The sequence below is a fragment of the Streptomyces sp. NPDC031474 genome, assembly GCF_055581185.1.
The window spans coordinates 293,755-320,205 of the sequence record NZ_JBVIJX010000009.1 but is presented as its reverse complement, the minus strand read 5'-3'; the positions used below and the strand labels follow the sequence as shown (position 1 = coordinate 320,205).

The window sequence follows — 26,451 nt, the reverse complement described above, 5'->3', positions numbered from 1 at the left end:
GACGAGGTGGGGCACGGCGGCGGCGGTCAGTTGGCCTTAAGAGTGAACAGCACCCAGGCCCCCTTGTGTCCGCCGGTCCCCTTGTTGATCTTCATGACCACCAGGGTGAGTTTGGTGGCGTCATGGACTCCGCTCGCGTCCGCCTTCCTGCCGATCACGGTCGCGCCGAAGTCATGGGTGAACTCCCTGCGCGCGCTCACCGGCGTGGACTGCTTGCGGATCCATTCGTTGATCTTGCTCAGGTTGGCCTGCACCGCCGTGTCGATGTGGGCCTGGGCGTCACCGGCGTTCAGGGACGAGGCCCGTCCGCCGGCCGTCGGGTCGTTCGCGGCACGGTCGGTCAGCTCCTGGTCGGTCTTGCCGATGTGGTCCTTGGGATGCGCTCCCTGGACCCCGTGGTCCCTCTCCGCGTTCCCGCAGTTGTGCACCAGCACCGGCACCGCGCCGGCCCGGACCAGGTACGTGTGGATGTCGGCGACCGTCAGGTTGTGCACCGTGGCGGTACGGACCGTCTTCACGACGGCCACCACCTCGACCCGCGCCCCCTTGTCGGTGGTGAGCGACTGCCCCGGCTTCAGGTCCTTGGCGTCGACCCACTCGTGCAGCTCGGGCACCCAGAACGGGTGGCCGTCCGTCGCCGTCACCTTCGCCGTGGCCTCGCCGCGGTCGCCGTCGACGTCGACGGTGATCTCGACCAGGTTCTTCACGCCGTGGCCGGTGATGGCGGCGGTGACGGGCTCGGCCTCGGCGGCGCCGGACTCGGGGTCCACCGCCCGCACCTCGTCGCCGGGCTCGATCTCCTCGATCGGCTTCTCGGTGCCGTCCGCCATGACGACGGTCGTGCCGGGGACGAAGCTGTTGCCGACCTTGCAGGAGGGGCCGGGCGCGTCGGCGTCGTCGGCCTTGCCGGTCGTGCCGCCCTTCTCGCCCGCGCCGTCGCCCTTCTTGCCGCCCGAGTCGCCCTTCTTGACCTCGGGCGCCTCCTTGGCCTTGGCCGGCGGGGCCGGTTCGGGCTTCGGCTTGGGCTTCGGCGTGGCCGGCGGGGTGATGTCGTCGGCGACCTTCTTGGCGTCCTTGACCTTGTCGGCCGCCTTGGCCGCGTCGGTCGCGGTGTCGACGGCGTCCACGGCCTTGTTGACGTACCGGGCGCCCTTGGCCGCGCTCGCGCCGTAGCCCGCGATCGGGATGGCCGAGGCGTAGGACAGACCGGCGTCGATGTAGTTGCCCTCGGCCGTGTACCAGAGGCCGTTGAGCAGGTCGGCGGGCTCGCCGAAGCCGGGCACCAGACCGGCGACGTCGAGGACGCCGTGGCCGATCGGGCTGATCCAGGACTCGCCCCAGTACAGGCCCGTCGGGTCCGGGAAGGCCAGCGGGTTGTTGCGCCCGTACGCGTAGGCGTTGAGGTGCTGCGGGTCGTCGAAGTTCAGCGCCGGGTCGGCCGACACGAACCGGCCGGTCGCCGGGTCGTACTCGCGCGCCCCGAGATGGATCAGGCCGGTGGCGTCGGCGGTGCCGCCCACGAAGGCCTTGTCGCCCGGCCAGGCCCCGGCGGCCGGCCCCGCCCCGCGCACCTCGCCGAACGGGAGGGTGCGGCGCTGGACGATCGCCGAGTCGGCCGCCCGGACGGCGATCTCCGCCGTGCCGTTCTGCCCGCCGACCAGCCAGGTCACCCCGGCCGCCGTGCGCACGGCGATCTGCTGCCCGCCGTGCGAGTAGTAGCGGGTGCCGGTGAGGGTGTTCTTCGCCGTGTCGAGGCGGATCTCCTGGTCGCCCAGGTAGAGGGTGACCGCGCCCTTCTCCTTGCGGAGCAGCCGACTGCCGTCGGCGTCGTAGACGAAGCCGGTCTTCTGTGCCTCGTCGAGGGCGCCGCCCGAGGTGTACGGGGTGACGGCGGCCAGATGGCCCTCGTCGTCCCAGTCCAGCTTCTGGTCGACGGCCGGCGCCAGGTCGGTCGCCGCCTTCGTCCGGCGGACGGTGTTGCCGGACTCGTCGTAGGCGAAGGACTGGGCGGCCGTGACCTCCTTGGCGGACGTCACCGTGCGCGCCTCGGCGGACTTCGGCGCGTGGACGTGGACCCCGCCCTTGGCGTCCGTGCCGCCGGGGGTGAAGGACGTCGTCTGGGTGATGGCCGCCGTACCGGTGGCGCCGGTCGCGTGGCGGGTCTCGCCGGTGCGGTTGCCCGCGGCGTCATACGCGTACGAGTGCCAGTAGGGAGCCGGGCCGCCGATCGTGGCCGTGTCGCCGGACGCGGCGCAGTCGGTGGCGGTCTGGCTCCAGGCGTCGGTCAGCCGGCGCAGGTAGTCGTAACGGAAGCACTGAACGTCGGCCGTCTTCCCTTCCGGCGTGTCCGCGATCTTCCTGATCTCGCCGGACGGGTCGTACCCGTAGGTGAGGTCCGCGTCCGGGGTCTTCACGATCTCCCGGTCGATGCGGGCGCGCTCCAGGCGCCGGGTGCCCTCCTCGTAGGTGTTGGTCAGCCAGGTGTACTTGTCGGCGCTGGCGGTGCCCAGGGTCAGCTGGAGGACCTCGCCGTAGTTGGAATAGCGGGTCTCGCGGGCGTAGTCGGTCTTGTCGCCCAGGGTGAAGGACGGCAGGCCGGTCGCGGTGTAGCCGGTGGTGACGGTCTCCGCGGGAAGATCGCCGGCGGCCGGCAGGTCGACGTCGTTCAGCGAGCCGTCCGGCTTGTAGGAGGCGGTGACGGAGTAGGTGCCCGCCAGCCTGCCCTCGGCGGCCGGGATGGTGACCGAGGACTTCGTGGGGCGTCCCGCCACGTCGTAGGAGTCGACGGACGTGGTGTAGGCGTCGGCGCCGATCCACCGGGTCGCCGAGGCCAGCCGGCCCTTGCCGTTGGCCACGGTCGCGCTGTCGTACTCCCAACTCGCCAGCTTCGTCGAGCCGTTGTACAGGGAGCGCTGGCGGCCGATCTTGTCGTAGTCGTAGGTGAGGACGGTGCCGCGGGCGTCCGTCGTCGTGCGGACCTGGTCCAGGTCGTTGTACGTCATGCGGGTGGTGCCGGTGTCCGGGTCCTTGGCCACCGTCTGGCGACCGCGCACGTCGTACTCGTAGGACCAGACGTTGCCGGACTGGTCCTTGACCTCGGTCAGGCGGTCCGCCGTGTCGTAGGCGTAGGTGGTGGTGTCGGCGTCACCGGTCGGCGAGGACCCCTTGAACTGCAGGAGTCTGGTCGTCAGTCCCTGCGCGTTGTTGTAGGTGGCGGTCGGCGTCTCGCCGGCCGGCGGATCCACGGTCGTGTGGTCGCCGTGGTACGACGCCTTCGTGCGCCACTTCTCCGCGCCCGCGACCCGGAAGATCTCGTCCGTGGGCCGGCCGGCGCCGTCGTAGACGGTCTCCGTCTCGCGCGGGGTGCCCTCGGAGGCGTCCACCACGTTCACGAAGCTCGTGCTGACGGCCGCCGAGTTGTAGAACGGGCCGATCTCCTTCACGGCCAGGCCCCGGCTGTCGTACTCGGTGGTCGTGACGACCCGGCCCGAGTTCGCCGCCGGCGTCTGGGTCTGGCGCGGCCGCAGCAGGCCGTCGCTGAGCTGGTGGCTGGTGGCCACCGAGCCGTTGGGGAGCAGGGACTTGGTGGTGGTGACGACGGGCGCGTTGTTGCGGACCAGGTAGCCGTACTCCAGGCTCGGGGTCTGAGATGCCTTGGCGCGGCCCGGCAGCCACACCTTGAGCAGCCGGCCGAGGCCGTCGTACTCCAGGTCGGTGCGCTGCTTGTTGGCGTCGACGGTCGCGGTGACCAGGCCCCAGCGCGGGTCGACCGTGGAGGTCGTGGAGTTGCCCGCCGGGTCCGTCACCTTCATGCCGGTGACCGGGCCGCCGAGGGTGGGCGTGTACGCCGTCTTCGTCGTGTTGCCCTGCTGGTCGGCGGAGTCCGTCACCCGGCCGTGGGCGTCGTACTTCGCGGTCGACGTGGTCACGTACTGGGGCGTGCCGTCGGCCGTGTAGCCCTTGACCTTCTCGCTGCGGACCACGTCGCCCTTGGTGGGCGTGGCGCCGTAGGTGTCGGGGTCGTCGTACCAGGTGCGGACGTCGCTGATCGCCTCGCCCTGGTAGGACGGCGGGCCGCCGTCGCACGCCACCGGAACGACCGTCACCCGCTTCAGCAGGGTAAGCAGGCCGATGTCGGTGTTGCGGTTGTAGGCGTTCGTGGTGCAGGTGTCGTCGTCGGGGTCGGCGAGGTCGCCGGAGTCCGAGGAGCGCTCCAGCATGCCGTAGGAGTCGTAGAAGTGCTCGATGGCGGCGCGGCGGACCTTGCCGCCGTCCAGCGCCGTGCGGGTCCTGGTCGACTTGACCGCCGCGTAGGTCGCCTCGTCGCTGCCCTCGGTGGCCGTCGGGGCCGACTTCCAGGGGGTGCTGACGGTGGCGTTGATCTCGTCGGCGCCGTCGAAGGTGCGCTGCTCCAGCTGGAAGCCCTGGTGGCGTTCGTCGTCGCGGACCTTGGTGCCGTCGGAGGCGGTGACCGTGACGGACTTGCTGCCGCCGGACTCCTTCTCCCGGTCGCCGTCCATGCCCTGGAGGTAGGTGGTCTCGGTGCGCAGCTGCTTGGAACCCGCCTCGCCGGTCTTCATGGTGACGGAGCGGAAGCCGCGCCACTGGTTCCAGGTCTTGTTCTTGGTCTTGACGAGCTCGCTGTCGTCGAAGGCCCAGGCCGCGCCGGAGTAGTCGTAGGAGGTGACCTTGTTGGGGCCGGTGACGGTGACCTCGTCCTCGATCACCGTGTCGACGACGAACTTGTGGAACCAGTCCTCCTTCTCGCCGACCGTGCCCTCCTTCGACCAGAAGGACGGCATGCACCGCTTGGTGTTGGTCTCGGGGGTGGGCAGGTTCGAGGGGGTGCACTCGTTCGGCTTGTAGTTGACCGAGATCGTGCCGCCCGTCTCCGACTGGATCGCCCGGATGCGCCACTTGTACATGGGCAGCCGGTCGTCGGCGCCCGTGTCGACACGGTTGGCGTCCTGCCGCTCGAAGAAGGTCAGCTTCGGGAGCTTGTTCGCGCCGTCCTTGCCGGAGTGGGTGATGGACTCCAGCCACATCGCCGGGGAGTGGGTGGTGTCGGCGCTCTGGTACTTGTGCGCCAGGTCCCACACGTCGACGTCCGTGTACGTCTTGCCGTCGGCGCCCAGCACCTGCGTGGTGACCTTCGACAGGCGCTTACGGCTGAAGAAGGTCGGCGACCACTGGTCCTTGCACTCGGTGTCGGACGTGCAGATCTGCTCGAACGGCACATCCGGCCAACGCGTGGCGGTGGACTCCTTCAGATCGCCCGGCTCGCAGTCGGCCGCCGCGCCCGTGCAGCGCTCGACGGTGGTGAAGACGACCTGCGCGGGGGCGACGGTGGTGTTCTCCTTGCCCTCCTGCTCGCCGTACTCGACGCGCTTGAGCCAGCCGCCGCGGTCGTAGGAGACGACCTTGTCGCCGCGCACCGAGTCGTACTTGTTGGTCTCGGTGCCGTAGTAGTAGGTCATCGTGTTGCCGTGGACGTCGACGACGTAGTCCAGGTTCCAGCGCCAGGTCTGCTGGCAGCGGGACTCCTTGAAGGTGTCCTTGTGGCAGGGCTCGTCCTTGTCGTCGCCGAAGACCGGGACCTCCCAGGAGGAGCCGGTGTTCTCGGCGTCGGCGGCCTCGGACTCCCGCTTGCCCTTGCCGAAGTAGTAGCGGGTGCCGTCGGTGGTGGTGACGACCCAGTACTCCTTGTTGTCGTCGGAGTTGAAGCCGCCGGTCTTCCGCTCGATCCTCGTGCCGTCGTCCTGCTTCAGCCGGAACTCGTTCGCCGACTTCTTCACCAGCTCGCCGGCCCGGCCGCCGAAGTTCATGGTGGCGTTGTCGGAGTGCCAGCACAGGTCGTACTTCTGGGAGCCGGCCTCGTCGTGGCCGTCCTCCGTGCAGGAGCGGTAGGCGCGCTCGATGTAGCCGGCGCTGAGGTCGAAGCCCTCGCCGACCCAGGAGGTCTGGTTGTTGCTGGAGGCCGTACGACCGTCCGTGGAGGCCGAGTTGTAGGCCAGGCCCAGCTGCGGCGAGGGGCCCGCGAGGGCGGGCGGCACGCGCAGCGGGTACTGCCAGGTGAAGGCGCCGGTCTGGCCCGCGACCTGCCAGGACGCCGAGGGCGCCAGCGAGGTCGCGGTGTAGGAGCCGGAACCGCCCGCGGGCGCCGCGGACACCGCGAGCAGCGGCGCCTTGGCGCCCGCGACGGCCGCCGGGACGTCGGCGGTGAGCTTCTGCCCCCGGACGTCGTTGCTGGTGGCGAGCGGCGTGACGCCCTGACAGGCGGCCGCGTTCGGCGTGGTCAGCGCACAGGCGGGCAGCTGCACCAGCCGCAGCCGCTGCGCCCAGTCGCCGCCGTAGGCCTGCGCGAAGGAGGCGTAGTCGACCTGGACGGAGACCTTGCCCCCGACCGTCGTACGGCCGTCCGCGCGCGTGACCTTCAGCAGCAGGCCGTCGATGCCGGCCTTGCGCGCGGCGGCGTGACCGAGGACGTCGACCTTGGCCCGGGTGGGTGCGGCCGCCCGCGAGGCGGCGGCCTTGGGAGCCGCGAGGCGGACGGGGAGACCGCCCGCGCGCAGCCCCTTGCGGACCGCCGCGGTCGCCCCGCCCGCCCCGCTCGCCCCGCTCGCTCCCAGGGTGACGGTGGCGCTGCCCGGCTCGGGCCAGGCGGCTCTCGGGCGGGGTGTGACGCCGTATCCGGTGAGGTGCTTGAGCGGGGTGCGCGGGCCGTCGGCCTCCTCCACGGGGGTGGAGGCCACGTCCTGCGTCTTGGGCCGCCGCTGCTCCCGGGTGTCGTCGTCGCCGAGGGCGGGGACGGCCTGGAGCAGGGTCAGGGTCAGGGCCGCGGACACGGTCGCGGCCAGGGGTTTTGCCCACTTTCGGGCGTGATGTCTCCGTGTTGAGCGCATGCGCGCTCCTCCCGTTTGTGATGTGGCGGACGCTCTGGTCAGGAGCGTCGAAGTGCAGCCGGTGATCAGCCGGTTGATCAGCCGGTGATCACCGGGTGATCAGCTGTTCGCGAGCCGGTAGATCTCCGTGCCGGAGAGCAGGCCGGGCACGAGGCGGACGTCGTCGATGTCGCCGGCGAAGAAGTCGTGCCACTCGCCCTTGTACTGGGCGCGGCCGATGTTCAGGCCCTTGGTGGCGTTCCAGACGTCGGTGACGGCGGCGCTGCCCTGCTCCTCGCCGTCGACGAAGAGGGTGAACTTCCGGGCGGCCGGGTCGTAGGTGCCCGCCAGGTGTGTCCACCTGCCGACGACGGCCGGCTTCTCACTGGCCGCCATGGCGCGGATGATGTCGGAGTCGGCGGTGTCCGAGATGTGCCGGCCGAAGATCCAGCGCTTGAACGCCGTCGAGTAGTAGAGGTTGAAGCCGTTGCCCTGGCCGCCGGACTGGCCGATCACCGCGATGTTCTCGCTCAGCGAGGTGGGCCGCACCCACGCCGACACGGTGAACGCCTGCCCGGTGTGGACGGCGGAGGCGGCGGTGGCGTAGTCGCTGCTGCCGTTGAACCGCAGGGCCTTGTCGGCGGGCTGGTCGGCGGAGTGGTTGCCCGCGACCCAGTCGGCGCCCTTGACGGTCAGGGTGCGGTCGTGGCCGGAGGCGTCGGGCACGGTGGCGCCGGTGCTCTGGTCGAGGCCGTAGACGGCCGCCGCGCACGAGTCGGCGAGGGCGTCGGCGCAGGCGCGGTCGGCGGTGAAGATGTACTTCTCCAGCGGGCCGCGGTTGCCGGCCCGGTCGACGCTGCGCACGTAGAGCACGTTCGGCCCGAACGTGGACGGCGCCACCTCGATGGTTGCGTTGCCGCCGAGGCTCGCGGGCGTGGCGTGGCGGCCGGGGGTGTCGTTGCCGAGGTCCCACTCGTAGTACTCGACGTCGTTCTTGAAGACCGAGTCGGAGTTTCCGTTGGCGGAGACGGTGAAGTGCCGCTCGGCGCCCGCCGGGAGGTCGGCCTCGCCGTCCGCCGGCGTCACCAGCGGCTTGGTGTCGGGCCGTTCGGTGTCGACGACGAACTCGCACCAGTCGGACCAGTCCGAGTAGCCGGAGTCCTTCAGCTTGCCGGTGGAGCCGTCGTAGGTCTGGGCGTGCCACTTGTAGCCGTGGCCGTGCGCCAGCTCCCTGATCGGGATGCCCTTCTCGAACACGCCCTCGTTCTGCGGGCCGTCCTTGCCTTCGTACACCATGGGCCGGCCGTCGACCTGGTCCCAGACGCGGAAGGTCGCGGTGAGGTTCTGGCCGGTGCCGTCGGTGTAGGAGTCGGCGTCGGTGCCGTTGACCGCCATGGTCGGGGTGTCGTCACGGATCCACGGCCGCTTGGTGTTGTCGGTCGTGCAGGTCTTCTCCTCCGGGTTGCTCAGCCGCTCGTTGTACGGCTTGCCCGGGGTGGTGTTGTAGGTGACGACCAGCTTGGCGTTGTCGCCGCGGAACCGCTTCCAGGAGTTCGCGTCGTCCTCGTCGGCGGCGCGCAGCGAGAAGGCGATCGGGGCGCCGGCCGCGGCCTTCTTGCGGACGGTGGGGGTGAGGTTCTCGTTGTCCTCCTTGCTGCTGTCCTGGAAGTCGACCCAGCCGGCGGGCGCGTCGGGGCTGCAACTGCTGCCGCGGCCGTAGGCCACCGTGCGGTCGACCATCAGGTCGCCGTCCTTGGGCTTGTTGTTCCAGTTGGTGGCGGAGTCGACGCCGGCCTCGTCCACCAGATGCAGGTTGACGGTGCTCGCCTGGCAGGAGAAGGAGAACGTCTCGTAGACCTCGAAGACCGCCTTGGAGATGGTGCGGTTCTTCCATCCCGCGGTGGAGAACTGGAAGTACATGCGGTTGGTGTACGGCGAGGAGCTGCACACGTAGTACGTGCCGCCGATGGACTTGTACGAGCAGCGGCCCACGCCCTCGTCGTCCTTGAACTTGTGGAACTCGGTGCCCGGGTGGGCGCTGGAGACGTACAGCCACTCGCTCTTGGACATGCCGGCCTCCGGGTCGAGATAGACCGGGAAGTCGGTGTCGGCGGCGGTCAGCACGGTGCGGTCCGGGACGACGGTGACCGCGTCGGCGGACACGTCGAGGCCCATGTCGGCGACCTTCGCGGCCGCGCCGGGCGCGTCCTGGACGGGGGCGGCGGCCCCGGAGGCGGCCACGGCCTCGACATGGGCATCGGCCGCGGCCTCGGCCGGGAGCTGCTGGGCGGCGGTCGCGGAGTCCCACATCTTGGGGGCCTGGCCGCCGAAGAGGCGCGCGCCGGAGGCGTCGACGGCTTCCAGCCCGCCGTCCGCTGCGGCCTTGAGGTCGAGCCCGTCGACCCGCACGGGCAGCCGCAGCCGGGCGAGTTCCGGGTTGCGGGCGGCCTCGGGCGTCTTCACCTCCAGCACGTAGGCGTACCCGGTGACCGAGGCGGAGGCGAGCAGGTCCACGCCGGGCAGCACCTCGCGGTACTCGGCGGTGTCGCCCCGCAGCACGGGCTCGGGCAGCGGCTTCGGCCAGCGCAGGGTGAAGGACCTGCCGTCCTCGCCGAGGGTCACGAAGTCCTGCGAGCCGCCGGCCGCGAAGGTCAGGTCGACGACGGCGGCCCTGGGTCCTACGGTTCCGTCGGCCCGCCGCTCCAGCGTCGCGTCGGCGGCGGCCCAACTGCCGTCCGCCCGGTGCACCCGCTGGGGCTGCACACTGGTCTCACTGGTGAGCGAGCCGTCCGGGTTGGCGAAGACGAGCTCGTCCTCCGTGCGCCGCGGCACGATCTCCACCGGTTCGCCAGTGGCGGCGGCCTCGGCGAACGCGGTCGCCTCGGCGGTGGTACCGGCCGAGCTGCTGATTACGGTGTCGGCGGCCTCGGCCGCGCTGGTGACGGCGGGCAACGTGCCCAGGACGACGGCGCTGCCGAGCAGCACACCGAGCGTCCGGGTACGACGAAGCCGCCTGAACCAAGGGTTGGTCATTCCCTTGTCTCCCCCTTGGAGCTCTCCCCAGAGCTCCCTCTGACGAATATGAAGTTGATGAAGTTGATGTGCCCATGCAGCACTGCAGGGGCGAGGGAGAACGTATGGGACTTCCTTTACCGATTCAAGCCACTTTCCATATCAACTGACCACTTCCCTCACACCGGTGATGTGGATCATCACCCCGGGCATGTCGCGGAGCCGGGCCGGAAGCATGAAGGCGGCCTCGGCGGTCCGCCGAGGCGCTGAGCACCCTCATTTCCTCCTCCGGAGACGTTCATGAAACTTCGCGCCTGGTCCTGCGCCGCCGCCCTCGCCCTGACCGCTCTCGTCCTGCCGGCCCAGGACGCCTCGGCCGCGGCGGCGCCGTCCTGTCCCGACGGCTCGGTCTGCTTCTACAGCGGCGAGGACTTCGGCGGCAGCAGCTGGGAGTGGACCGCCCGCAGCGGCTACCGCGACATGCCTCCCTACCTCCACGACCACGTCGGCTCCTTCGTGGCCAGCACCCGCGCCTGCTTCATCAACTGGGGGCCGGTCGAGAAGCGGGACGTCTTCAACGGCGACTGGCGCTCGCGCTACCAGGGCGACTTCGGCGGCAGGATCGACGGAGTGGGCCCGGGCGCCTGCTGAGGCCTCTTTACCGCTCGCCCCGGGGAACGCCGTACCACCGCCACCGAGTGAGACGCGCATGCCCCGGAATCTCCCCCCGACCGGTGGCCCACAGCAGCGTGGGCCACCGGTCGGTGCCGGTGGGCGCATCGGGAAACAGCCGCGCCAGCACCCGGTCACAGAGCCCGGCATCCGGCTCCTCCCACTCGACCCCGAGCCCCTCGGCGACGTCGTACAGGTGCACCAGCGTCTCGACGACCCCCATGGCGGCGAAGCCCTCGGCGTCGGAAACCCCGAAGACATGATGAGCCCTGACGCTCGCCGGCGCCGTCCGCACCACGGCCGCCAGCATCGCCCCACAGGCGTCCAACACCTGCGCAAGCCCGCCCGGCCCGGCCGCACGATCGGCAAAGATCACGTTCGCCGGCGCCCCTGGCTTCCTCCGACTCCAGACGAACGGCACCTCCGCGTCCAACGGCGGCTGCTCGGGCCCGAGTTGAGCGGCATAGGCGAACAGATCATCGGCGAGATGCTCGACGGTCTCCCAACAACTCCACTCCAGCGAGCCCGCGTTGGCATCCCAGTCGGCCGCGGCCTCGACACCTCGAAGCGCGACGACGGCCAGCCGGACGGCGTACTGCACATCATGGGCGGTGACGGGGCCGGGGCCGGGACCTGATGATCCACTTGATTCAGACATGGCCGGACGGTATCAACGACCATCCGACAGGAGCCGCGCGTTTCCGCCTCGCCTTCGGGCAGGGCGCCCGGCCCTTCGGGGACATCGGCGCTCTGGAGTGTGGCGAAGTGTCATTCCTCTTCGCGCGCGGTGAGGACCCGCACCGCGTGCTGCGCCGACGCGTCCCCCAGTTCGGCGGCCCTGCGGAACCAGACAAGGGCCTCGTCCGACCGGTCCAGATCGATGATCAGCCGGCCCAAGGCGTACATGCCGCCGGCGTTCCCGGCGTCGGCCGCTTTACGGAACCACTCCTCGGCCTCCGCCTCGCGCTGCTGACTCTGGTACAGCATCCCCAGGTTCACCGCCGCACCGGAGAATCCCGCCGCGTGGGAGCGCGCATAGAATCCGGCGGCCCCCTCGGTGTCACCTCGGTTCTCGGCCAGTTTGCCCATGAAGTCGAGCGCCCCGGGATGCTCCTTGACCACTGCCCGGCGCAGCATCTTTTCGGCTTCCCGGTGGAGGCCCCGGCCGTACCACAGGCCTGCCAGGGACACCTCCGCATCGAGGTCCCCCTGCTTCGCCGCTTCTTCGTAGTAGCGCTCGGCGAGGGAGAGTTGACCCGCCAGGTGGTAGTGGAGAGCCAGGTTGTACTGCGATGGCGCGTGACCGCGCAGGGCCGCCTCGGCGTACCAGCGCAGCGCCTCGGCGACCGCCTTCCGATCCCCGCCGTAGAGATTCAGCGCGAGACTGTGCATGGCACCGGCGTCTCCAGCGGCGGCAGCCCGGCGGAACCACAGGATCGCGTTGTCGAGGTCACCGAGATCGACGTAGACGAGCCCCAGGTTGTACTGAGCGTTCACGCTGCTGGACTCCGCCGCACGGAGGTACGCGTCACGCGCTTCCGTCAGTTTTCCCTGCTCGGCGAGAGCGACCCCACGCTTGAACCACTTCCGGGCGCTCAACCAACCGCGTTTGCTCAAGAGATCCCCGCCCTCGCCCCACGCATCGTGGACGCAGGGTGACACACGTGTGCGAACCAGCGAAAGAGTGCTTCCTGCCGGACCGCGTGACCTGGTACAACCGCAGGCGGCGTCACTCGGCCCTCGGTCACCGAAGCCCGGTCGACTATGAACAGCAGCATGCCAGCACAACGAACCCGCACTACGACCCCAACGCCGACGATCTGCCAGACACCGGGAAGCTCGCAACCTGGCGGAGAATCGTGCTGGGAGTTGCCACAGCCGTGACGGTGGCTGTGGTCGGTGCCCCGGTCGCTGCAGCTGTCGGGCCAGTCATAGCCAAAATAGGAAACCGGCTTGGGAAACAGAAACAGCTAAGAGTACGAGGCTGATGCAGCCGCAGTGGCTAAAATGCCCACGAGGGATGGTGATCCCACCGCAGAAACTATCGCACGTTCCCAGAAAATTCAGGACGGCTCCGAGATGGTGAACGACCACCTGAAAGAATACTGTGCGGGCACACGGCGGGGTTCACCAGTGGGCTAAGTGAGGCACTCCGCGAATTAACACTCCGGGAGGTGAGGGAATTTTCGATATCCATTTCCAAATGAACAATGCGACTGGAGAAGTTCACTATAAGATGGGCGGAGAACAGAGGCAATGAGAGTTCGTTACCGCGGCGTCCCGGAGGGGCCTCCCAAACCGACCGATGGCAGATATTATTTCACCCCAGGGCAAGAACACGTCGTACTCGAACTTCATGTACGGAGTGACGGTTCTTCTTCCCTGCGAATCGAGAGCTCGCCAGGCAACCTCGCCGGACTGTACAGCGAGAGATACTTTGAGCAGGTCTCTGACGCCATCCCTTCCCAATGGAGTGTGGAGATCTACCAGGGAGGCGGGCTGAGCCTGGGGCCGAAGGAATGGATCGCAGGAGATTTCTGGGAGCGCATGATGGAACGTGATCCGGAAGCCGAAGCCGCCTTCGAGGTGACACGCGACGCGATCATGGCCGAGGATCCGGTCCCCTAATTCGGTAAGTGCTATCGGAAACCATCTGCGGCGCCGCCCGTAGGATCGTCAATTCCCTGGGGATTGCCGGGGACACGGGACCCGCATCTGGAAGGGTTGCTTCAATGCTGGAATTTCTTGCGTTTGCCCTTTTCGCGGCACTTGCGGGTGCCGCGGCTCGGACAGTTATTGCGAGACGGTCGGCTCGGCGCGCGATGGAATCTGAACGGGCTGAAAATGTCCCCGTCCCCTGTCGTATCTCTTGGCGGAAGGGGTTGCGGCGTAGGGCTTTTGTGTACGGAAAGCTCAGCGGTGACGCAGGTGGTGCCCTTTTTAAGCGTCCGGCTCGGCGGGCCGTGCGACTGCCGGTTGGTGGGCGTGCCGTGCGAAGCACCAGCTGGCGACCTGGCATGCAATTATTCGACTACCAGGCTCCCGGAGGCGACGAACTGCGACTACTCGCATATGAGGGCGACAGTCCGCTTGTGGCGCGTTACCTTCGGATTTCTGATTCAATCGACGGCGACTCACGCTGAATTCTTCAATTCACGCCTCGAAGCCGTACTCCAGCACGTACGCCGACGAGTCCAGCACCATCTCGTTGACCTCGACGGCAGCGCCCTCGGCGTCGAAAGCCGTGCGTGCGACCAGCACGACCGGCACGCCCGCAGGCAACGTCAGCCGCTCGGCCTCGTCCGCGCTGGGCATGCGGGAGCGGATCTCCTCGCGGAAGCGGACGGGCTTGCGGCCCAGGTCCGCGAGCCGGGCGTAGAGGCCGCCGGGTCCCGTGTCGGGCTGGGTGATCGGGGTGTCGGAGACGAGGTCGGCAGGCAGGTAGGACGTGGCGAGCAGTACGGGCTTGCCGTCGAGGGTGTAGCGGCGCCGACGGACGCAGACCTTCTCGCCCCCGCCCTCGGCCATGTCGAGGACACCCGCGATCGCATCGGAAGCGTCCTCCTCGCTCACCTCGACCGAGTCGACGAGGAGCTCACGGCCGGCGGCATCGGCCTCCCAGACGGATCGCCCCTCTCCCCACCGCGCGTGGGCGAGACGCTCGATGCCCCGCCGCCGGATCGGCTTGAAGTCCCGTACGAACACCCCGGCACCCTTACGTGCCTCGACGATCCCCTCCGCCTGCAGAACCCCGAGCGCCTGCCGGGCCGTCATGCGGGCCACGCCGTGCGCCACCATGAGGTCGTTCTCGCCGGGGAGCCGCTCGCCGGGCCCGTACTCGCCCGCAGCAACGGCCGCACGCAGTTCCGCGGCGATGCGCTGGTACTTGGGCTGACGTCCCGCATCCCGGCTGCTCATCCAGGTCTCTCCTCTGATCATCTCTAGACGTCCTAGGCACCAAGGGTCACGCACTACAGCCGGACGGCGACACCTTCCGAGCACTTTCGCACATATCTCTAGAGATGCCTGGCGAGGGTGCCGGCGCACCTTCGCCTACACCGGCAGCGAGGCCGAAACGCTGCGTACGCTGGCGCTTCTGGACGGGTGGGGGCGCACGGCTTAGCAGGACGCAGCCTGGACTCCGGTGATGATCGAGCGAGCGGTCACGTGGTCCTCCACGGATCAGGTGTGGTGTGGCCGCCCCGGCCGTACGCCGTCACGCAGTACGACCGGGGCCTTCAAGTCAGGCGCAGCCGGTCAGCTTTGCCAGGAAGTCAGCGTTTGCCACTACGTCGTGGCCGAGGACCACCGAGTGGTGCGGCAGTGTCCCCAGGTGCCTGGCGACCTCCTGCCGGGACTCCTCGGTGCCGCCGCCGTCGACCCGGGCCAGCGCGAATACGTCGGGGTAGCGGTCCTCGGTCTTGCCGCTCATGAAGTCGTGGTCGGTCAGCGTCCGCACGGTCTCTTCCTCGGCCGGTTCGGCGCCGGCCTCGATGCGTGGGAAGACGAGGGCCGCAGCCTCGCCGCCCGTTGCCAGCGGCACGCTGTACCAGCGCTCGAACTGGTCCGGGAAGACCTGCGTCTTCAACTCCTTGCCGGCGTCCCACAGCGGCTCGCGATCGCCCGCGAGGAGGGCCTCCGTCACCCGCTCGCTCTGCGTCGGGTGCAGCTGCTCGCCGCCCTGAAGCCGCTCACGCGTGATCTCGAACCAGCTCAGGGCATCGAGGAGGCCGAGGCCGATCGCGGCGGCAGACGGCCATGGCAGCACATCCACGCCGCCCGCGCCGTTTACGCGGACGAACACGCGGTCGTTGGCCAGCAGGCCGATCCCGTGCCGCTGCGCCAACGCGAGGGCGGTCGTCGTCTTGCCCGCGCCCTTCTGTCCGAACGTCAGGATCGTACGGCCGTCCTTGACGACGGCGGAGGCGTGCAGCACCGACCAGCCCTGGCGGAGCAGCATCCCGCGCATCACCTCACGGGCCAGGCGCGCGGTCGCGGTCGCGACCGGCTCGGTGTCACGGCCGAAGACGGTCAGCTTCCCTGCGTCGGGCTCCGACCGGTATGCGAGGCCTTCGTCCGGCTGCACGCCCCGGATCACCCGGGCCGCGACGTCGCGGGTGAGAAGCATCTGTGCCTTCGCGTACGTCAGGTTCTCGTTGGGTGCCTGCGTCACCGCGAGGGCCGCACTCGCGTACTGGTCGGGCGAGACCTCGGCGATGACGACCGGGTCCGCGCAGACGCTCTCCGGCGGGACCTCTGTCGCCTTCCACCACGGCCCGAAGTACCGGGCCGTCCAGTCGGTCACGGCCTTGTCGGTGGAGATGACGGCCATGGACGCGCCAGCGGACTCCAGGCGTACGGCGTGGGTCATGAGTTCCTCCCTGCGGGAAGCTGTCGGATGGGGATCCCGCGCACGGCCTGGTAGGCGTCGCGGAGCTTGATGCGGGCCGCCTCGAGTTGGCGGGCCTCCGTTTCATCCAACGCAGGCACGCACGGCAGAGGCCGGCCTCGGGTGAACCGCAACGGGATTCCGAGGCAGCCGTCTCCATAGGGCGCGGACAGCTCGGTCACCCCGTCCTCGGCGCCGAGGGCAAGGCGCAGTGTGGAGAGCACGGCACCGGCCGGTCCGCACCTGGTGCGGCCGATTCCAGCGTTGATCCGGCGGGGCCGGGCGGCGAGTTCGTCGCGTACCTGCTGAAGGGGAACGGGAACGCTCTGCCTGTTGACGGTGGTGGAAGAGGCACACACCACGGCGGCGTCGCCGTGCTCGCCGATGACGTGCCCGGCGACGGCGTCCATGGGTACGCCGAGGAGGCGGGCGAGGGTGAGCCGGTAGCGGGCGGTGTCGAGACTGGAGCCGATGCCGAAGACTCGTAGGCAGCCGGACGTCTCGGCGAAGAGCCGCGTCATCAGGTCGACGGGGTTCGTCACCATCAGGACGGTGCCGGCGTAGCCGGAGAGCTGGGCGGCGAGCTCCCGCACGACGGGCGTGTTCGCCTGCGCCCCGCCCATGCGGACGTCCGTCGCACTGGTGTTGGTGAACCGGGCCCGGACGGCAACCACCACCGCGGCGCAGTCCCACAGGTCCGCGACCCGGGCGCCGTGCGGCCGCACCGGGGAGCCGTACGCCGCGCGCATGTCGGCGAGGTCATCGACCAACGCCAAGGTCTGCTCGCCGGTGCGTGAGGTGATCAGGAGCTGGGAGTACGGAGCGGATGAAACCTCCGCCTCGAGATCGTCCCCTTGCCCCCGCCCCGGGGGTCCGGCACTTCGACGGGTCTACGCGGTTTGCCATGAGCAGCGAGGCGGGGTGACGGGCGAGCCCTCACGCCGACAGATCACCGCCCCCGGCGGCGATGACGACAACGCCCACCGCCTCGGCCGCCCCCTCGGGGTTCAGGCATCTTCAACGACTTCGCCCTCCACGACTTCCCCATCCGTCGCTCGGTGCCAGGGTTCCGCCAGCGGCAGGCTGGAGAGGTGCTTTCCGACCGGAACGCCGTCACCGTTTCCGCATGTGGGATGGCACCCTGATCCGTAGTACCGTTTCGATTGGTAGAAAGCGCCGTCACGAGAACCGGAGCCCAGCATGCCGGCAGCAGGAGAGAGCGAACGCGCCCCCAATGTCGGAAAGGCCGTTTGGGAGAGCGCAGGCGAACGAGCCAAGAGCGAGGGACTGCCTCTCATCTGGGTCATGAGCCGAGCCCTCACCGACTACGCCGCCGGAACCCTCACCCTGTCCCGCACCACCGCCAGGCGGGATGCCGGTCCTCGCCGCGGCCGGACCGTCTTCGCAACCGACACCGCGTGGACCGGCGCGGACAAGCGTCGCGCAAAGGACAAGGTTCGCTCAATGTCCGCGCTCTGCGAGATCCTTTTGGACGCCTACGCCCAAGGCGAGATCCACCCGTACGCATGCATGGTCACCACTTCCCAGCGTGACGAACTCAAGCAGACCACGCCCGCCCCCGTAGCCGCCTGACGAACACCGCCGCCGCAAAGGAACGCCGCTCATGACCAGGCTCACCGACACCCCGGCGGGGCCGCTCATCCCCATGCCGGACAGGAGCCCCGCCGCCCTCCGGATCGCCGTTGCCCGCCTCAGCCCCGAAGCCCTGCCCAAGTTCGACACACACTGGGCCGAAGCCATGAACCAGGCCCGCGACGAGTTCAGCCTGCTACCCGGCCGCCACTTCGTCGATCACTGGTGGACATGGGTCGCCGTCCAGCGGTGGCCCGAACGAGCCGCCCGCTTCCGGGCATGCGAACACACCGTCGCCACCAGCGACGACAAAGATGCCCGCCGCGCCGCCTCCGCCGAACTCGGCCGCATCCTCGCCGACGCGGAGGCCGACGCCGCGTGAGCGACTGGGCCTGGGAGTACAACCCTGACGCCGAACACGTCGTCGGTGACCTCCCCGAGCTCTACAGGCAAGACGTCGAAGACCTCGCCCGCCGTATCGCCGAAGCCGTGGGCGTCCGCCGCATCGGCCACCCCTTCGAAGGAGGGCGAGAGCTGACGGGCCCGCACCGCACCGGCGCCCTCGCTCCAAGGCTGGATCGAGGGCACCGGCCCGCCTACGAAGGCCCCGACCCCTGTCATAGTGCCGCGAACTCGACGAACGCGGTCCACGCCGTGGGGTCTACGGCGAGTGCGGCGCGGGTTGTGTCCTTTGAGTCGCGGACGTGGACCGTGCCGGGGCGGGAGGCGACCTCGACGCACTGTCCCCCGTCGCCAGCGCTGTAACTGCTCTTGAACCATGCCAGGGCATCGGTGTCCGGCCGCGTCTTTTCCGCGCTCATCTCTCTCCCAGCAGCTTTTCGATCAACGCCAGCGATTCTGTCGGAGTGTGGGCCTGCGCGCGAAGGATCCCGTACGTACGCTCAAGTTCTCGCACCTTCAGACGCTCCGTGTGGACACGACTGCTGCCTTGTACCTCCGTGTACGCCATCCTCCGCCCATCCTTGGTCTCCATCAAGGTGAACGGGCCAGCGAGCCCCGCATGTTCCTGGCGGGACAACGGCATCACCTGAATCACGACGTTGCGCTTCTCCGCGATCAGCCTGAGGTGCTCCAACTGGCCTCGCCAGACGGCCTCCCCACCGAGCGGCCGGAGAAGGACAGCCTCCTCGATCACAAAACTCAGGTGCGGCGCCGAGCGTTGGGACAAGATCTCCTGCCGGGCCAGTCGTGCGGCCACTCCCTGCTCGATTTGAGCTTCGTCCAGCAGTGGCTGCCACATGGCAAACACCGCTCGCGCGTACTCATTGGTCTGCAAAAGACCGTTGACCAGCTGGGTGTCGTACACATGAAGCTCAACCGCCTCGGCCTCCAACTTGGCCGCGTCCCGGAAGAACGCCGGATACTGGGCCCGAGCCACCTCCTCCTTGCTCGCGCTCAACACTCCACCGGCGTCCAGCAGTTCATCCACCCGGTCGATGAACTTCGGCGGCGGAATACGTCTCGCCTGCTCGAACGCCGCGATCGTCGAGGCCGAGTACCCGGTCAGCGACCCGAGCCTCGCGCGATCCATGCCCGCCCGGTCCCGGAACAGCTTCAACTGCCGGCCGAACACGCACAGCATGCCCGTTCCGACCTCGTACTCCGGCTGCTGAACCTCGTCGTCCACGCCGCGACTCCTCCCGTACGACCGTCCCGGCCACCGGACTCCGCCCGGTCGCGCCAACACCACACACAAGCGCTCCGCCCACGCGTACAGCCCGCACCCGTCAGCACGTCGCTCCTGGTCAACGCTACGCAGAGTCCGCAACCGTTTACCCCATGAAGTCAGCAACTCCCCCGAACGGGCATATGCCACAGCGTCTCGCACCCGAACGCGAGTTCGCCATGCGCTTCACCTCAACGCCGCGCGGCGCCCGCCTCGCCCGCCGACTCGTCTCGCACCGCCTGGACGACTGGGGCCACCCCTACGCAACCCCGGTGAACGAGACTCTCACCCTCATCGCAGCTGAACTCACCGCCAACGCCGTACGCCACGGCCACGTCCCCGGCCGGGACTTTCACCTCCAACTCACCCTGGCCGAGAACACCTTCCGCATCGAGGTGACCGACACCCGCGCCGAGAAACAGCCCCCATCCATTTCCCCGGCCCCCGACTCCGCATCCGAGTCCGGCCGCGGCCTGCTCCTCGTCGCCGCCCTCGCGGACGACTGGGGCGTTGTCCCTCGCCCGGCCGCCCCAGGCAAGACCGTGTGGGCGGAACTGCGCGAGCAGCGGGTGACGTTGGAGTCAGTCCAGATGCGTAGGCGCGAACATCCGTAGTACCGCGGGGAGCACGAGCACCGACGGGCCGGGGGCAGACAGGGCCTTCGTCAGGTCCGTCTCCAAGGTTTCCGGGGACGTCCGCACGCCCGGGACGCCGAAGGACTCCGCCAGGGCCGCGTAGTCCGGGCGGGTCAGTTCCGTTGCAGTTGTCGTTGCCGCGGCCTCGCCGAAGGCGTCCGTCAGGTATTCGCGGAGGATGCCGTAGCCGCCGTCGTCGATGATCAGCCAGGTGACGGGGAGGGCGTACTGCTTCGCCGTCGCCAACTCCGCGATGGAGTACAACGCGCCGCCGTCGCCCGAGACCGCCAGGACGGGGCGGGTCGGGTCGGCCGCCGCCGCTCCCAGCGCGGCCGGGAAGGCGTAGCCGAGGCCGCCGGCGCCCTGGGCCGAGTGCATGGTGTTGGGGGACTTGGGGTCGAAGGCCGACCAGGCCCAGTAGGACAGGATCGTCATGTCCCAGAAGGACGGGGAGTCGGCGGGGAGGGCGCTGCGGATCGACGTCAACAGGCTCTGTTCCAGGGTCAGTTCCTGCGCGGCGATGCGGTCGGCCACCTTCGTCAGGAGTTCTCCCACCCGGTTCCTCGCCGTCTCGTCCGATCGTTCCTCCACCGTCTCCAGCAGCGCCTGGAGCGCCAGGCGGGCGTCCGCGTGGATGCCCAGCGCCGGGTGGTTGGACTCCAGTTTGCCGAGGTCCGCCTCGATCTGGATGATCCTGCCCCGCGGCTTGAACGTGTGGTAGTTGGACGACAATTCGCCCAGGCCGGAACCCACCACCAGCAGGACGTCCGCGTCCTCAAGGAAGTCCGTCGTGTGGCGGTCCTCCAGCCAGGACTGGAGGGAGAGCGGGTGCGTCCACGGGAACGCGCCCTTGCCGCCGTAGGTCGTGACGACGGGGGCCTGCAGCCGCTCCGCCAGCTGCCGCAGCTTGCGGGACGCGTCCGCCCTCACCACTCCGCCGCCCGCGATGATCGCCGGACGGGCGGCGCTGGACAGCAAGTGGGCTGTCAGCGCCGTCAGTTCGGGGCGGGGGACCAGTTCCTCCGGGGTCGCGTCCGGTGCCGTCACCACGGGCAGCATCGTCTCGGCGAGGAGGACGTCCTGCGGGATCTCCACCCACACCGGGCCGTGCGGCGCCGTCAGCGCCGACTTCCAGGCCTCCGCGATCGCCGACGGGATCTGGGACTGGGTGCGGACCTGGTGGACCGACTTCACCACGCCCCGGAACGAGGCCGCCTGGTCGGGGAGTTCGTGCAGATAGCCGTGGCGGCCGCCGCCCAGGCCCGCCGTCGGGATCTGGCTGCTGATCGCCAGCACGGGGGCGGAGGCGGAGGCGGCCTCCTGGAGCGCCGCCAACGACGTCAGCGCGCCCGGGCCCGTCGAGAGGAGCAGCGGGGCCGCCTCGCCGGTGATGCGGCCGTACGCGTCCGCCGCGAAGCCCGCGTTGTTCTCCACCCGCAGGCCGATGTAGCGCAGCGAGGAGCGGCGCAGGGCGTCGAACATGCCGAGCGCGTGCTGGCCGGGCAGGCCGAAGACCGTCGTCGCGCCGAGCCCGGACAGCGTCTCCACGACCAGGTCTCCGCCAGTGCGGCCCGGAGGAGGGTTCAGTGCCGCCTTCGTCTGGGCTGCCGTCGGGCGGAGTTCCAGGTCGTGGTCGTGGGTCACTTGCCGTCGTTCTCCTTGCGGGCCTCGGCGATCTGGCGGGACATGATCGTGGTCAGTTCGTACGCCGTGTGGGAGGCGGCCACCGACGTGATCTCCGCGTGATCGTACGCGGGGGCCACCTCGACGACGTCCGCCGAGACCAGGTTGCAGGACGCGAGGCCGCGCAGGATCTCCAGGAGTTCGCGCGAGGTCATGCCGCCCGCCTCCGGCGTGCCCGTGCCGGGCGCGTGCGCCGGGTCGAGGCAGTCGATGTCGATGGAGATGTAGAGGGGGCGGTCGCCGATGCGCTGACGCAGCTGGTCGGCGACCTCGTCCGCGCCGCGGCGGTAGACGTCCGCCGAGGTGACGATGCCGAAGCCCAGCTTCTCGTCGTCGGTGAGGTCCTGCTTGCCGTAGAGCGGGCCGCGGATGCCGACGTGGGAGAGGGCGGAGGTGTCGAGGATGCCCTCCTCGACCGCCCGGCGGAACGGCGTCCCGTGCGTGTACTCCGCGCCGAAGTACGTGTCCCAGGTGTCGAGGTGCGCGTCGAAGTGGAGCAGCGCCACCGGGCCGTGCTTCTTCGCGACCGAGCGCAGGAGAGGCAGCGCGATGGTGTGGTCGCCGCCGAGGGTCATCAGGCGTGCGCCCGTGCCCAGCAGGTCGTCCGCCGCCGCCTCGATGGTGTCGACGGCCTCGTTGATGTTGAACGGGTTCGCGGCGATGTCGCCGGCGTCCGCGACCTGGGCGAGGGCGAAGGGAGAGGCGTCCTGCGCGGGGTTGTAGGGGCGCAGCAGCCGGGACGCCTCACGGATCGCGTTGCCGCCGAAGCGGGCGCCCGGCCGGTAGGAGACGCCCGAGTCGAACGGCACGCCCACCACGGCGACGTCGGCGCGGCCGACCTCGTCGAGGCGGGGCAGCCGGGCGAAGGTCGCGGGTCCGGCATACCTCGGGATGCGGGAGGAGTCGACGGGGCCGCGAGGCGTCTCGTTGCTGCTCATGGAGAAATGCTCTCTTTCTTACGCCTTGTCGCGTTTGCGCTGCTTCTCTGGCGACTGCACTGATGACGATGACGACCACCGACCCTAGGCAGCGGGAAAGCGGCTGCGAAGTGTACGTTTCGTCCAGCTGTGAGCCACGGAGTGGAGGGAACGTACATCCACTGACGTGTGTCTCGGCGTCCGGAACAGCCAAGACGCGCACAGTCGGCTGCCCCACAATGGGAGGCATGCCGATACCCGGGACGCCCAGCCGCGTCGAGCTCGTCGACCACCTCGTCAGAACCCGTATCGCCGGGGATGTCGCCACGCCTCGCGAGAACAATCTCTCCCACTACCGCCAACTCGCGAACGGCGTCCGCAACTTCTGGCTCGGGCTGGAGCTCGGCGACCGCTGGAGCGACGAGCAGGACGTGCTCGCGGTGATGGCCGAGCGGGTCGGCGTGAACGACGATCCCGAGTACCGCTACGGCCAGGACACCATCGACCCCGAGCTGACGGCCGGCGGTCTGGACCGGCTGGCGGCGCGGCTGCGCAAGGCCGCCGACGGGCGGCAGCGGGTGCTGTTCGCCACCGGTCACCCCGGCGGTCTGCTCGATGTGCATCGCGCCACCGCCGCCGCGCTGCGCACGGCCGGCTGCGAGATCGTCGTCATCCCGAGCGGGCTCCAGACGGACGAGGGGTACGTGTGGCAGGTCGCGGACGTGGCGGTCCTCGAACACGGGGCCTCGCTGTGGCACACGCACTCAGGGGAGCCGATGAAGGCCATCCTCACCGCTCTGGAGCGGGCGGGCCGGCCGCTGCCCGACCTCGTCGTCGCCGACCACGGCTGGGCGGGCTACGCAGGGCAGCACGGTGTGGACTCCGTCGGGTACGCCGACTGCAACGACCCGGCGCTGTTCATCGCGGAGTCCGAGGGGACGGTGCAGGTGGCGGTCCCCCTCGACGACCATGTGGTGAGCCCCCGCCACTACGACCCGATGACGGCGTATCTGCTGGCCGAGGCGGGACTGGCGGCCTGAAGCAGCCGACGTGCGGCCCGCTGGGGGTCGCACGTCGCACTGCGTCAGGGAGACGTTGGATCAGTCGTCACCGACCGTAGTCGTTGCCGCGATCTCCGTTGTCCCTGTTGCCGTGATCTCCGTTGTCCCTGTTGCCGTGGTCTCCGTTGTCCCTGTTGCCGTGGTCTCCGTTGTCGCGGTGGTCGCTGCGGTTGTTGTCGTGACGGCCGTTGTTGTCGCAGTCGTCGTCGTTGTTGTTCCACCAGCCGTGACCGTTGTCGTCGTCGCAGTTCCGACTGAAGCTGCTGTGGTCGTGGCTGTTGGAGTCGGTCGCCGATGCGACGCCCGCCGAGCCGATCGCGGCGCCACCCGCCATCAGCAGGCCGGCAGCCGACGCCGCGAGGACACGCCTCGCGCGCTGTGCTCGCATGAGAGGAACCCTTTCGTCCATCGTCCCCCGCGGCCCCGGAAGGAGCTCGCGAGGCGAATGGCCGCCGCCGCCGAGAAAAGGGATGCGGCGTCGACCTGGGTCACCGCTGGGTCATGACCTGCACGACTGCTTCACCGCCGACGCCTGCAGACCGTCCGCTCGTGGTTCTCGCGGACCGGCACTGCGGCTGAGGTCCGGTGTCCGGAAGCCTCGTCGGCCGGGCGTGCCGTGCGCTGCGGCTTTCACTCCAAGAGCCTAATCCCGCATCCGCCGTGCGTCATGTCGGGCGGCGGCCCGCTTCCGTTGTCCGTCAGCCAGCTTGTCCCTCAGCTTGTCCGTCAGCTTGTCCGTCAGCGTTCGCGGGGAACGCGGACGACACCCTCCTGGACCACCGATACCGCGAGGCGGCCGTCCTGGGTGTAGATGCGGGCCTGGCCGAGGCCCCGGCCGCCGTGCGCGGACGGTGACTCCTGGTCGTAGAGGAGCCATTCGTCGGCGCGGAACGGGCGGTGGAACCACATCGCGTGGTCCAGGGACGCGCCCACGACGTCGCCGACGGCCCAGCCGCCGCGGCCGTGTGCGAGGAGGGTCGAGTCCAGGAGCGTCATGTCGGAGACATAGGTGGCGAGGACGACGTGCAGGAGAGGGTCGTCGGCCAGCTTGCCGTTGGCGCGGAACCACACCTGGGAGTGCGGCTCGCGCGGCTCGCCGTACCGGCCGTACGGCGGCTCGTCGACGTAGCGCAGATCGACCGCCTCGCGGGCCTCCAGAAACCTCTCGACGATCTCGGGGGCCAGGTGGCCGTAGCCGCGCAGTCGCTCCTCGGAGGTGGGGAGCGTGACCGGGTCCGGGGCGGCGGGCATGGGGGCCTGGTGCTCGAACCCCTCCTCGTACCGCTGGAAGGACGCGGACAGCGCGAAGATCGGCTGTCCGTGCTGGACGGCGACGACGCGGCGCGCGGTGAAGGAACGGCCGTCGTTCATCCGGTCGACCGTGTAGACGATGGGCGCGCCCGGGTCGCCCGCGCGCAGGAAGTACGCGTGCAGGGAGTGGGCGAGACGGTCCTCGGGGACCGTCCGTCCGGCGGCGACCAGTGCCTGGGCCGCGACCTGCCCGCCGAAGACGCGCGGGACGACGGCGGACCGGGACCGGCCGCGGAAGATGTTCTCCTCGATCTGCTCGAGGTCGAGCAGATCGAGGAGATCCTGTAGTGCCTGGCTCATGGCAGACAGTTGTACCCGCCAGTCGTTTCCTGGGATGTGCGAGAGGTTTCGCGGGCCTTACAGGCCCATGTCCTTGGCGATGATCGTCTTCATGATCTCGCTGGTGCCGCCGTAGATCCGGTTGACGCGGTTGTCCGCGTACAGGCGGGCGATCGGGTACTCGTTCATGAAGCCGTAGCCGCCGTGCAGCTGGAGGCAGCGGTCGATGACGCGGTGCGCGACCTCGGTGCAGAACAGCTTGGCGCTGGCGGCCTCGGCCGGGGTCAGCTCGCCCGCGTCGAGGGCCTCCGTGGCGCGGTCGGCGACGGCCTCGGCCGCGTCCACCTCGGCCTGGCAGGCGGCCAGCTCGAACTTGGTGTTCTGGAAGTGCGCGACCGGCTTGCCGAAGACGGTGCGCTCCTGCACGTACTGCTTGGCGAACCGGACGGCGGCCTTGGCCTGCGCGTACGCGCCGTAGGCGATGCCCCAGCGCTCGGAGGCGAGGTTGTGGCCGAGGTAGTAGAAGCCCTTGTTCTCCTCGCCGAGGAGGTCCTCGACGGGCACCTTGACGTCGACGAACGCCAGCTCGGCGGTGTCGGAGGTCTTCAGGCCGAGCTTGTCGAGCTTGCGGCCGACGGAGTAGCCCTCGGCCTTGGTGTCCACGACGAAGAGGGATATGCCGTGGCGGCGGTCCTCGGCGCCGGCCGGGGCGGTGCGGGCGCAGACGATCATGCGGTCGGCGTGGACGCCGCCGGTGATGAAGGTCTTGGAGCCGTTGAGGACGTAGTGCGTGCCGTCCTCGCTGAGCTTGGCGGTGGTCTTCATGCCCGCGAGGTCGGAGCCGGTGCCCGGCTCGGTCATCGCGATCGCCCACATCTCCTCGCCGGAGACGAACTTCGGCAGGAAGCGCTTCTTCTGCTCGTCGTTCGCGAGCATCTTGATGTAGGGAAGGCCGAGCAGGACGTGCACGCCGGAGCCGCCGAAGGTCACGCCCGCGCGGGCGGTCTCCTCGTACAGGACGGCCTCGAACTTGTAGGAGTCGATGCCGGCGCCGCCGTACTCCTCGTCGACGCGGATGCCGAAGACGCCCAGCTCGGCGAGCTTGTAGTAGAAGTCGCGCGGCGCCTGGCCGGCGGCGAACCACTCGTCGTAGACGGGGACGACCTCGGCCTCGATGAAGGCCCGAAGGGTCTCCCGGAACGCCTCGTGGTCCTCGTTGAACACCGTACGGCGCACTCTCCGCCACCTCCACGTACCTGCATCGCGAACTTCGCCCTGTCCAAGCGCATGCGTGTCTAAGCGCTTGCTCAGACAACCGTACCGGCGAGTAC

20 protein-coding genes are annotated in these 26,451 nt (G+C 69.5%); 6 read left to right on the top strand and 14 right to left on the bottom strand.

Going from position 1 to position 26,451, the window contains the following annotated elements; translation table 11 throughout:
* Positions 1–26 precede the first annotated feature (26 nt).
* Entirely contained in the window at positions 27–6,902 is a 6,876-nt protein-coding gene (locus ACZ5SK_RS20865) for a polymorphic toxin-type HINT domain-containing protein (protein WP_468576415.1), read from the bottom strand.
* Positions 6,903–7,001: 99 nt separating this feature from the next.
* Positions 7,002–9,914: a LamG-like jellyroll fold domain-containing protein gene (locus ACZ5SK_RS20860; protein WP_361700766.1), complete on the bottom strand. Its 2,913-nt coding sequence runs from the start codon at positions 9,912–9,914 to the stop codon at positions 7,002–7,004.
* A 279-nt stretch (positions 9,915–10,193) separates the two neighbouring features.
* Here ACZ5SK_RS20860 and ACZ5SK_RS20855 point away from each other — a divergent pair, with 279 nt between their 5' ends.
* The gene (locus ACZ5SK_RS20855) at positions 10,194–10,544 is read left to right on the top strand and encodes a peptidase inhibitor family I36 protein (protein ID WP_334579678.1); all 351 of its coding nucleotides are present in this window, start codon (positions 10,194–10,196) and stop codon (positions 10,542–10,544) included.
* Between the two features lie 7 nt (positions 10,545–10,551).
* Here ACZ5SK_RS20855 and ACZ5SK_RS20850 read toward each other — a convergent pair whose 3' ends face one another.
* Both ACZ5SK_RS20850 and ACZ5SK_RS20845 read right to left on the bottom strand, forming a co-directional pair.
* On the bottom strand, positions 10,552–11,223 hold the full coding sequence (locus ACZ5SK_RS20850; protein ID WP_468576414.1) for a hypothetical protein: 672 nt from the start codon (positions 11,221–11,223) through the stop codon (positions 10,552–10,554).
* Between the two features lie 110 nt (positions 11,224–11,333).
* Positions 11,334–12,164 (bottom strand): tetratricopeptide repeat protein, encoded by an 831-nt coding sequence (locus ACZ5SK_RS20845; protein WP_334579676.1) that lies wholly within the window; start codon positions 12,162–12,164, stop codon positions 11,334–11,336.
* A gap of 876 nt (positions 12,165–13,040) precedes the next feature.
* Here ACZ5SK_RS20845 and ACZ5SK_RS20840 point away from each other — a divergent pair.
* Positions 13,041–13,193 (top strand): hypothetical protein, encoded by a 153-nt coding sequence (locus ACZ5SK_RS20840; RefSeq protein WP_334579674.1) that lies wholly within the window; start codon positions 13,041–13,043, stop codon positions 13,191–13,193.
* Between the two features lie 525 nt (positions 13,194–13,718).
* On the opposite strand, the gene ACZ5SK_RS20835 is transcribed toward ACZ5SK_RS20840, so the two are convergent.
* The 3 genes from ACZ5SK_RS20835 to ACZ5SK_RS20825 form a co-directional block, all read right to left on the bottom strand.
* Positions 13,719–14,483, bottom strand: a complete 765-nt coding sequence (locus ACZ5SK_RS20835) for a GntR family transcriptional regulator (RefSeq protein ID WP_334579673.1) — start codon at positions 14,481–14,483, stop codon at positions 13,719–13,721.
* A 325-nt stretch (positions 14,484–14,808) separates the two neighbouring features.
* Positions 14,809–15,936 carry a phosphoenolpyruvate carboxykinase (ATP) gene (locus ACZ5SK_RS20830; RefSeq protein WP_334579672.1) on the bottom strand — a complete coding sequence of 376 codons (1,128 nt, stop codon included), beginning with the start codon at positions 15,934–15,936 and terminating at the stop codon, positions 14,809–14,811.
* On the bottom strand, positions 15,933–16,730 hold the full coding sequence (locus ACZ5SK_RS20825) for a Rossmann-fold NAD(P)-binding domain-containing protein (RefSeq protein WP_334579671.1): 798 nt from the start codon (positions 16,728–16,730) through the stop codon (positions 15,933–15,935). The genes ACZ5SK_RS20830 and ACZ5SK_RS20825 overlap by 4 nt, the downstream gene beginning before the upstream one ends.
* Positions 16,731–17,259: 529 nt before the next feature.
* Here ACZ5SK_RS20825 and ACZ5SK_RS20820 point away from each other — a divergent pair.
* Positions 17,260–17,547 carry a hypothetical protein gene (locus ACZ5SK_RS20820; RefSeq protein ID WP_334579670.1) on the top strand — a complete coding sequence of 96 codons (288 nt, stop codon included), beginning with the start codon at positions 17,260–17,262 and terminating at the stop codon, positions 17,545–17,547.
* Between the two features lie 31 nt (positions 17,548–17,578).
* Complete coding sequence (locus ACZ5SK_RS20815) at positions 17,579–17,929, top strand: DUF6247 family protein (protein WP_334579668.1); 351 nt, start codon at positions 17,579–17,581, stop codon at positions 17,927–17,929.
* A 235-nt stretch (positions 17,930–18,164) separates the two neighbouring features.
* Here ACZ5SK_RS20815 and ACZ5SK_RS20810 read toward each other — a convergent pair whose 3' ends face one another.
* Together ACZ5SK_RS20810 and ACZ5SK_RS20805 are read right to left on the bottom strand one after the other, a co-directional pair.
* Positions 18,165–18,368 carry a DUF397 domain-containing protein gene (locus tag ACZ5SK_RS20810; protein ID WP_334579667.1) on the bottom strand — a complete coding sequence of 68 codons (204 nt, stop codon included), beginning with the start codon at positions 18,366–18,368 and terminating at the stop codon, positions 18,165–18,167.
* On the bottom strand, positions 18,365–19,195 hold the full coding sequence (locus tag ACZ5SK_RS20805) for a helix-turn-helix domain-containing protein (protein ID WP_334579666.1): 831 nt from the start codon (positions 19,193–19,195) through the stop codon (positions 18,365–18,367). Before ACZ5SK_RS20805 ends, ACZ5SK_RS20810 begins: the two co-directional genes overlap by 4 nt.
* A 182-nt stretch (positions 19,196–19,377) precedes the next feature.
* On the opposite strand from ACZ5SK_RS20805, the gene ACZ5SK_RS20800 reads away from it, so the two are divergent.
* Positions 19,378–19,848 carry an ATP-binding protein gene (locus ACZ5SK_RS20800; protein WP_443041350.1) on the top strand — a complete coding sequence of 157 codons (471 nt, stop codon included), beginning with the start codon at positions 19,378–19,380 and terminating at the stop codon, positions 19,846–19,848.
* Here the strand turns inward: ACZ5SK_RS20800 and ACZ5SK_RS20795 are convergent.
* Both ACZ5SK_RS20795 and speB read right to left on the bottom strand, forming a co-directional pair.
* Complete coding sequence (locus tag ACZ5SK_RS20795) at positions 19,816–21,513, bottom strand: thiamine pyrophosphate-binding protein (protein ID WP_468576412.1); 1,698 nt, start codon at positions 21,511–21,513, stop codon at positions 19,816–19,818. The two genes, ACZ5SK_RS20800 and ACZ5SK_RS20795, sit on opposite strands and share 33 nt — an antisense overlap.
* Positions 21,510–22,490: an agmatinase gene (speB, locus tag ACZ5SK_RS20790; RefSeq protein WP_334579662.1), complete on the bottom strand. Its 981-nt coding sequence runs from the start codon at positions 22,488–22,490 to the stop codon at positions 21,510–21,512. Before speB ends, ACZ5SK_RS20795 begins: the two co-directional genes overlap by 4 nt.
* A 227-nt stretch (positions 22,491–22,717) precedes the next feature.
* On the opposite strand from speB, the gene ACZ5SK_RS20785 reads away from it, so the two are divergent.
* A complete protein-coding gene (locus ACZ5SK_RS20785; RefSeq protein ID WP_334579661.1) occupies positions 22,718–23,509 on the top strand; it encodes a phosphatase in 792 nt (263 codons plus the stop codon).
* Between the two features lie 67 nt (positions 23,510–23,576).
* On the opposite strand, the gene ACZ5SK_RS20780 is transcribed toward ACZ5SK_RS20785, so the two are convergent.
* The 3 genes from ACZ5SK_RS20780 to ACZ5SK_RS20770 form a co-directional block, all read right to left on the bottom strand.
* Entirely contained in the window at positions 23,577–23,918 is a 342-nt protein-coding gene (locus ACZ5SK_RS20780) for a hypothetical protein (RefSeq protein WP_334579660.1), read from the bottom strand.
* Positions 23,919–24,268: 350 nt separating this feature from the next.
* Positions 24,269–25,141 (bottom strand): acyl-CoA thioesterase, encoded by an 873-nt coding sequence (locus ACZ5SK_RS20775; RefSeq protein ID WP_334579659.1) that lies wholly within the window; start codon positions 25,139–25,141, stop codon positions 24,269–24,271.
* Between the two features lie 57 nt (positions 25,142–25,198).
* Complete coding sequence (locus ACZ5SK_RS20770) at positions 25,199–26,356, bottom strand: acyl-CoA dehydrogenase family protein (protein WP_334579657.1); 1,158 nt, start codon at positions 26,354–26,356, stop codon at positions 25,199–25,201.
* Positions 26,357–26,451 lie beyond the last annotated feature (95 nt).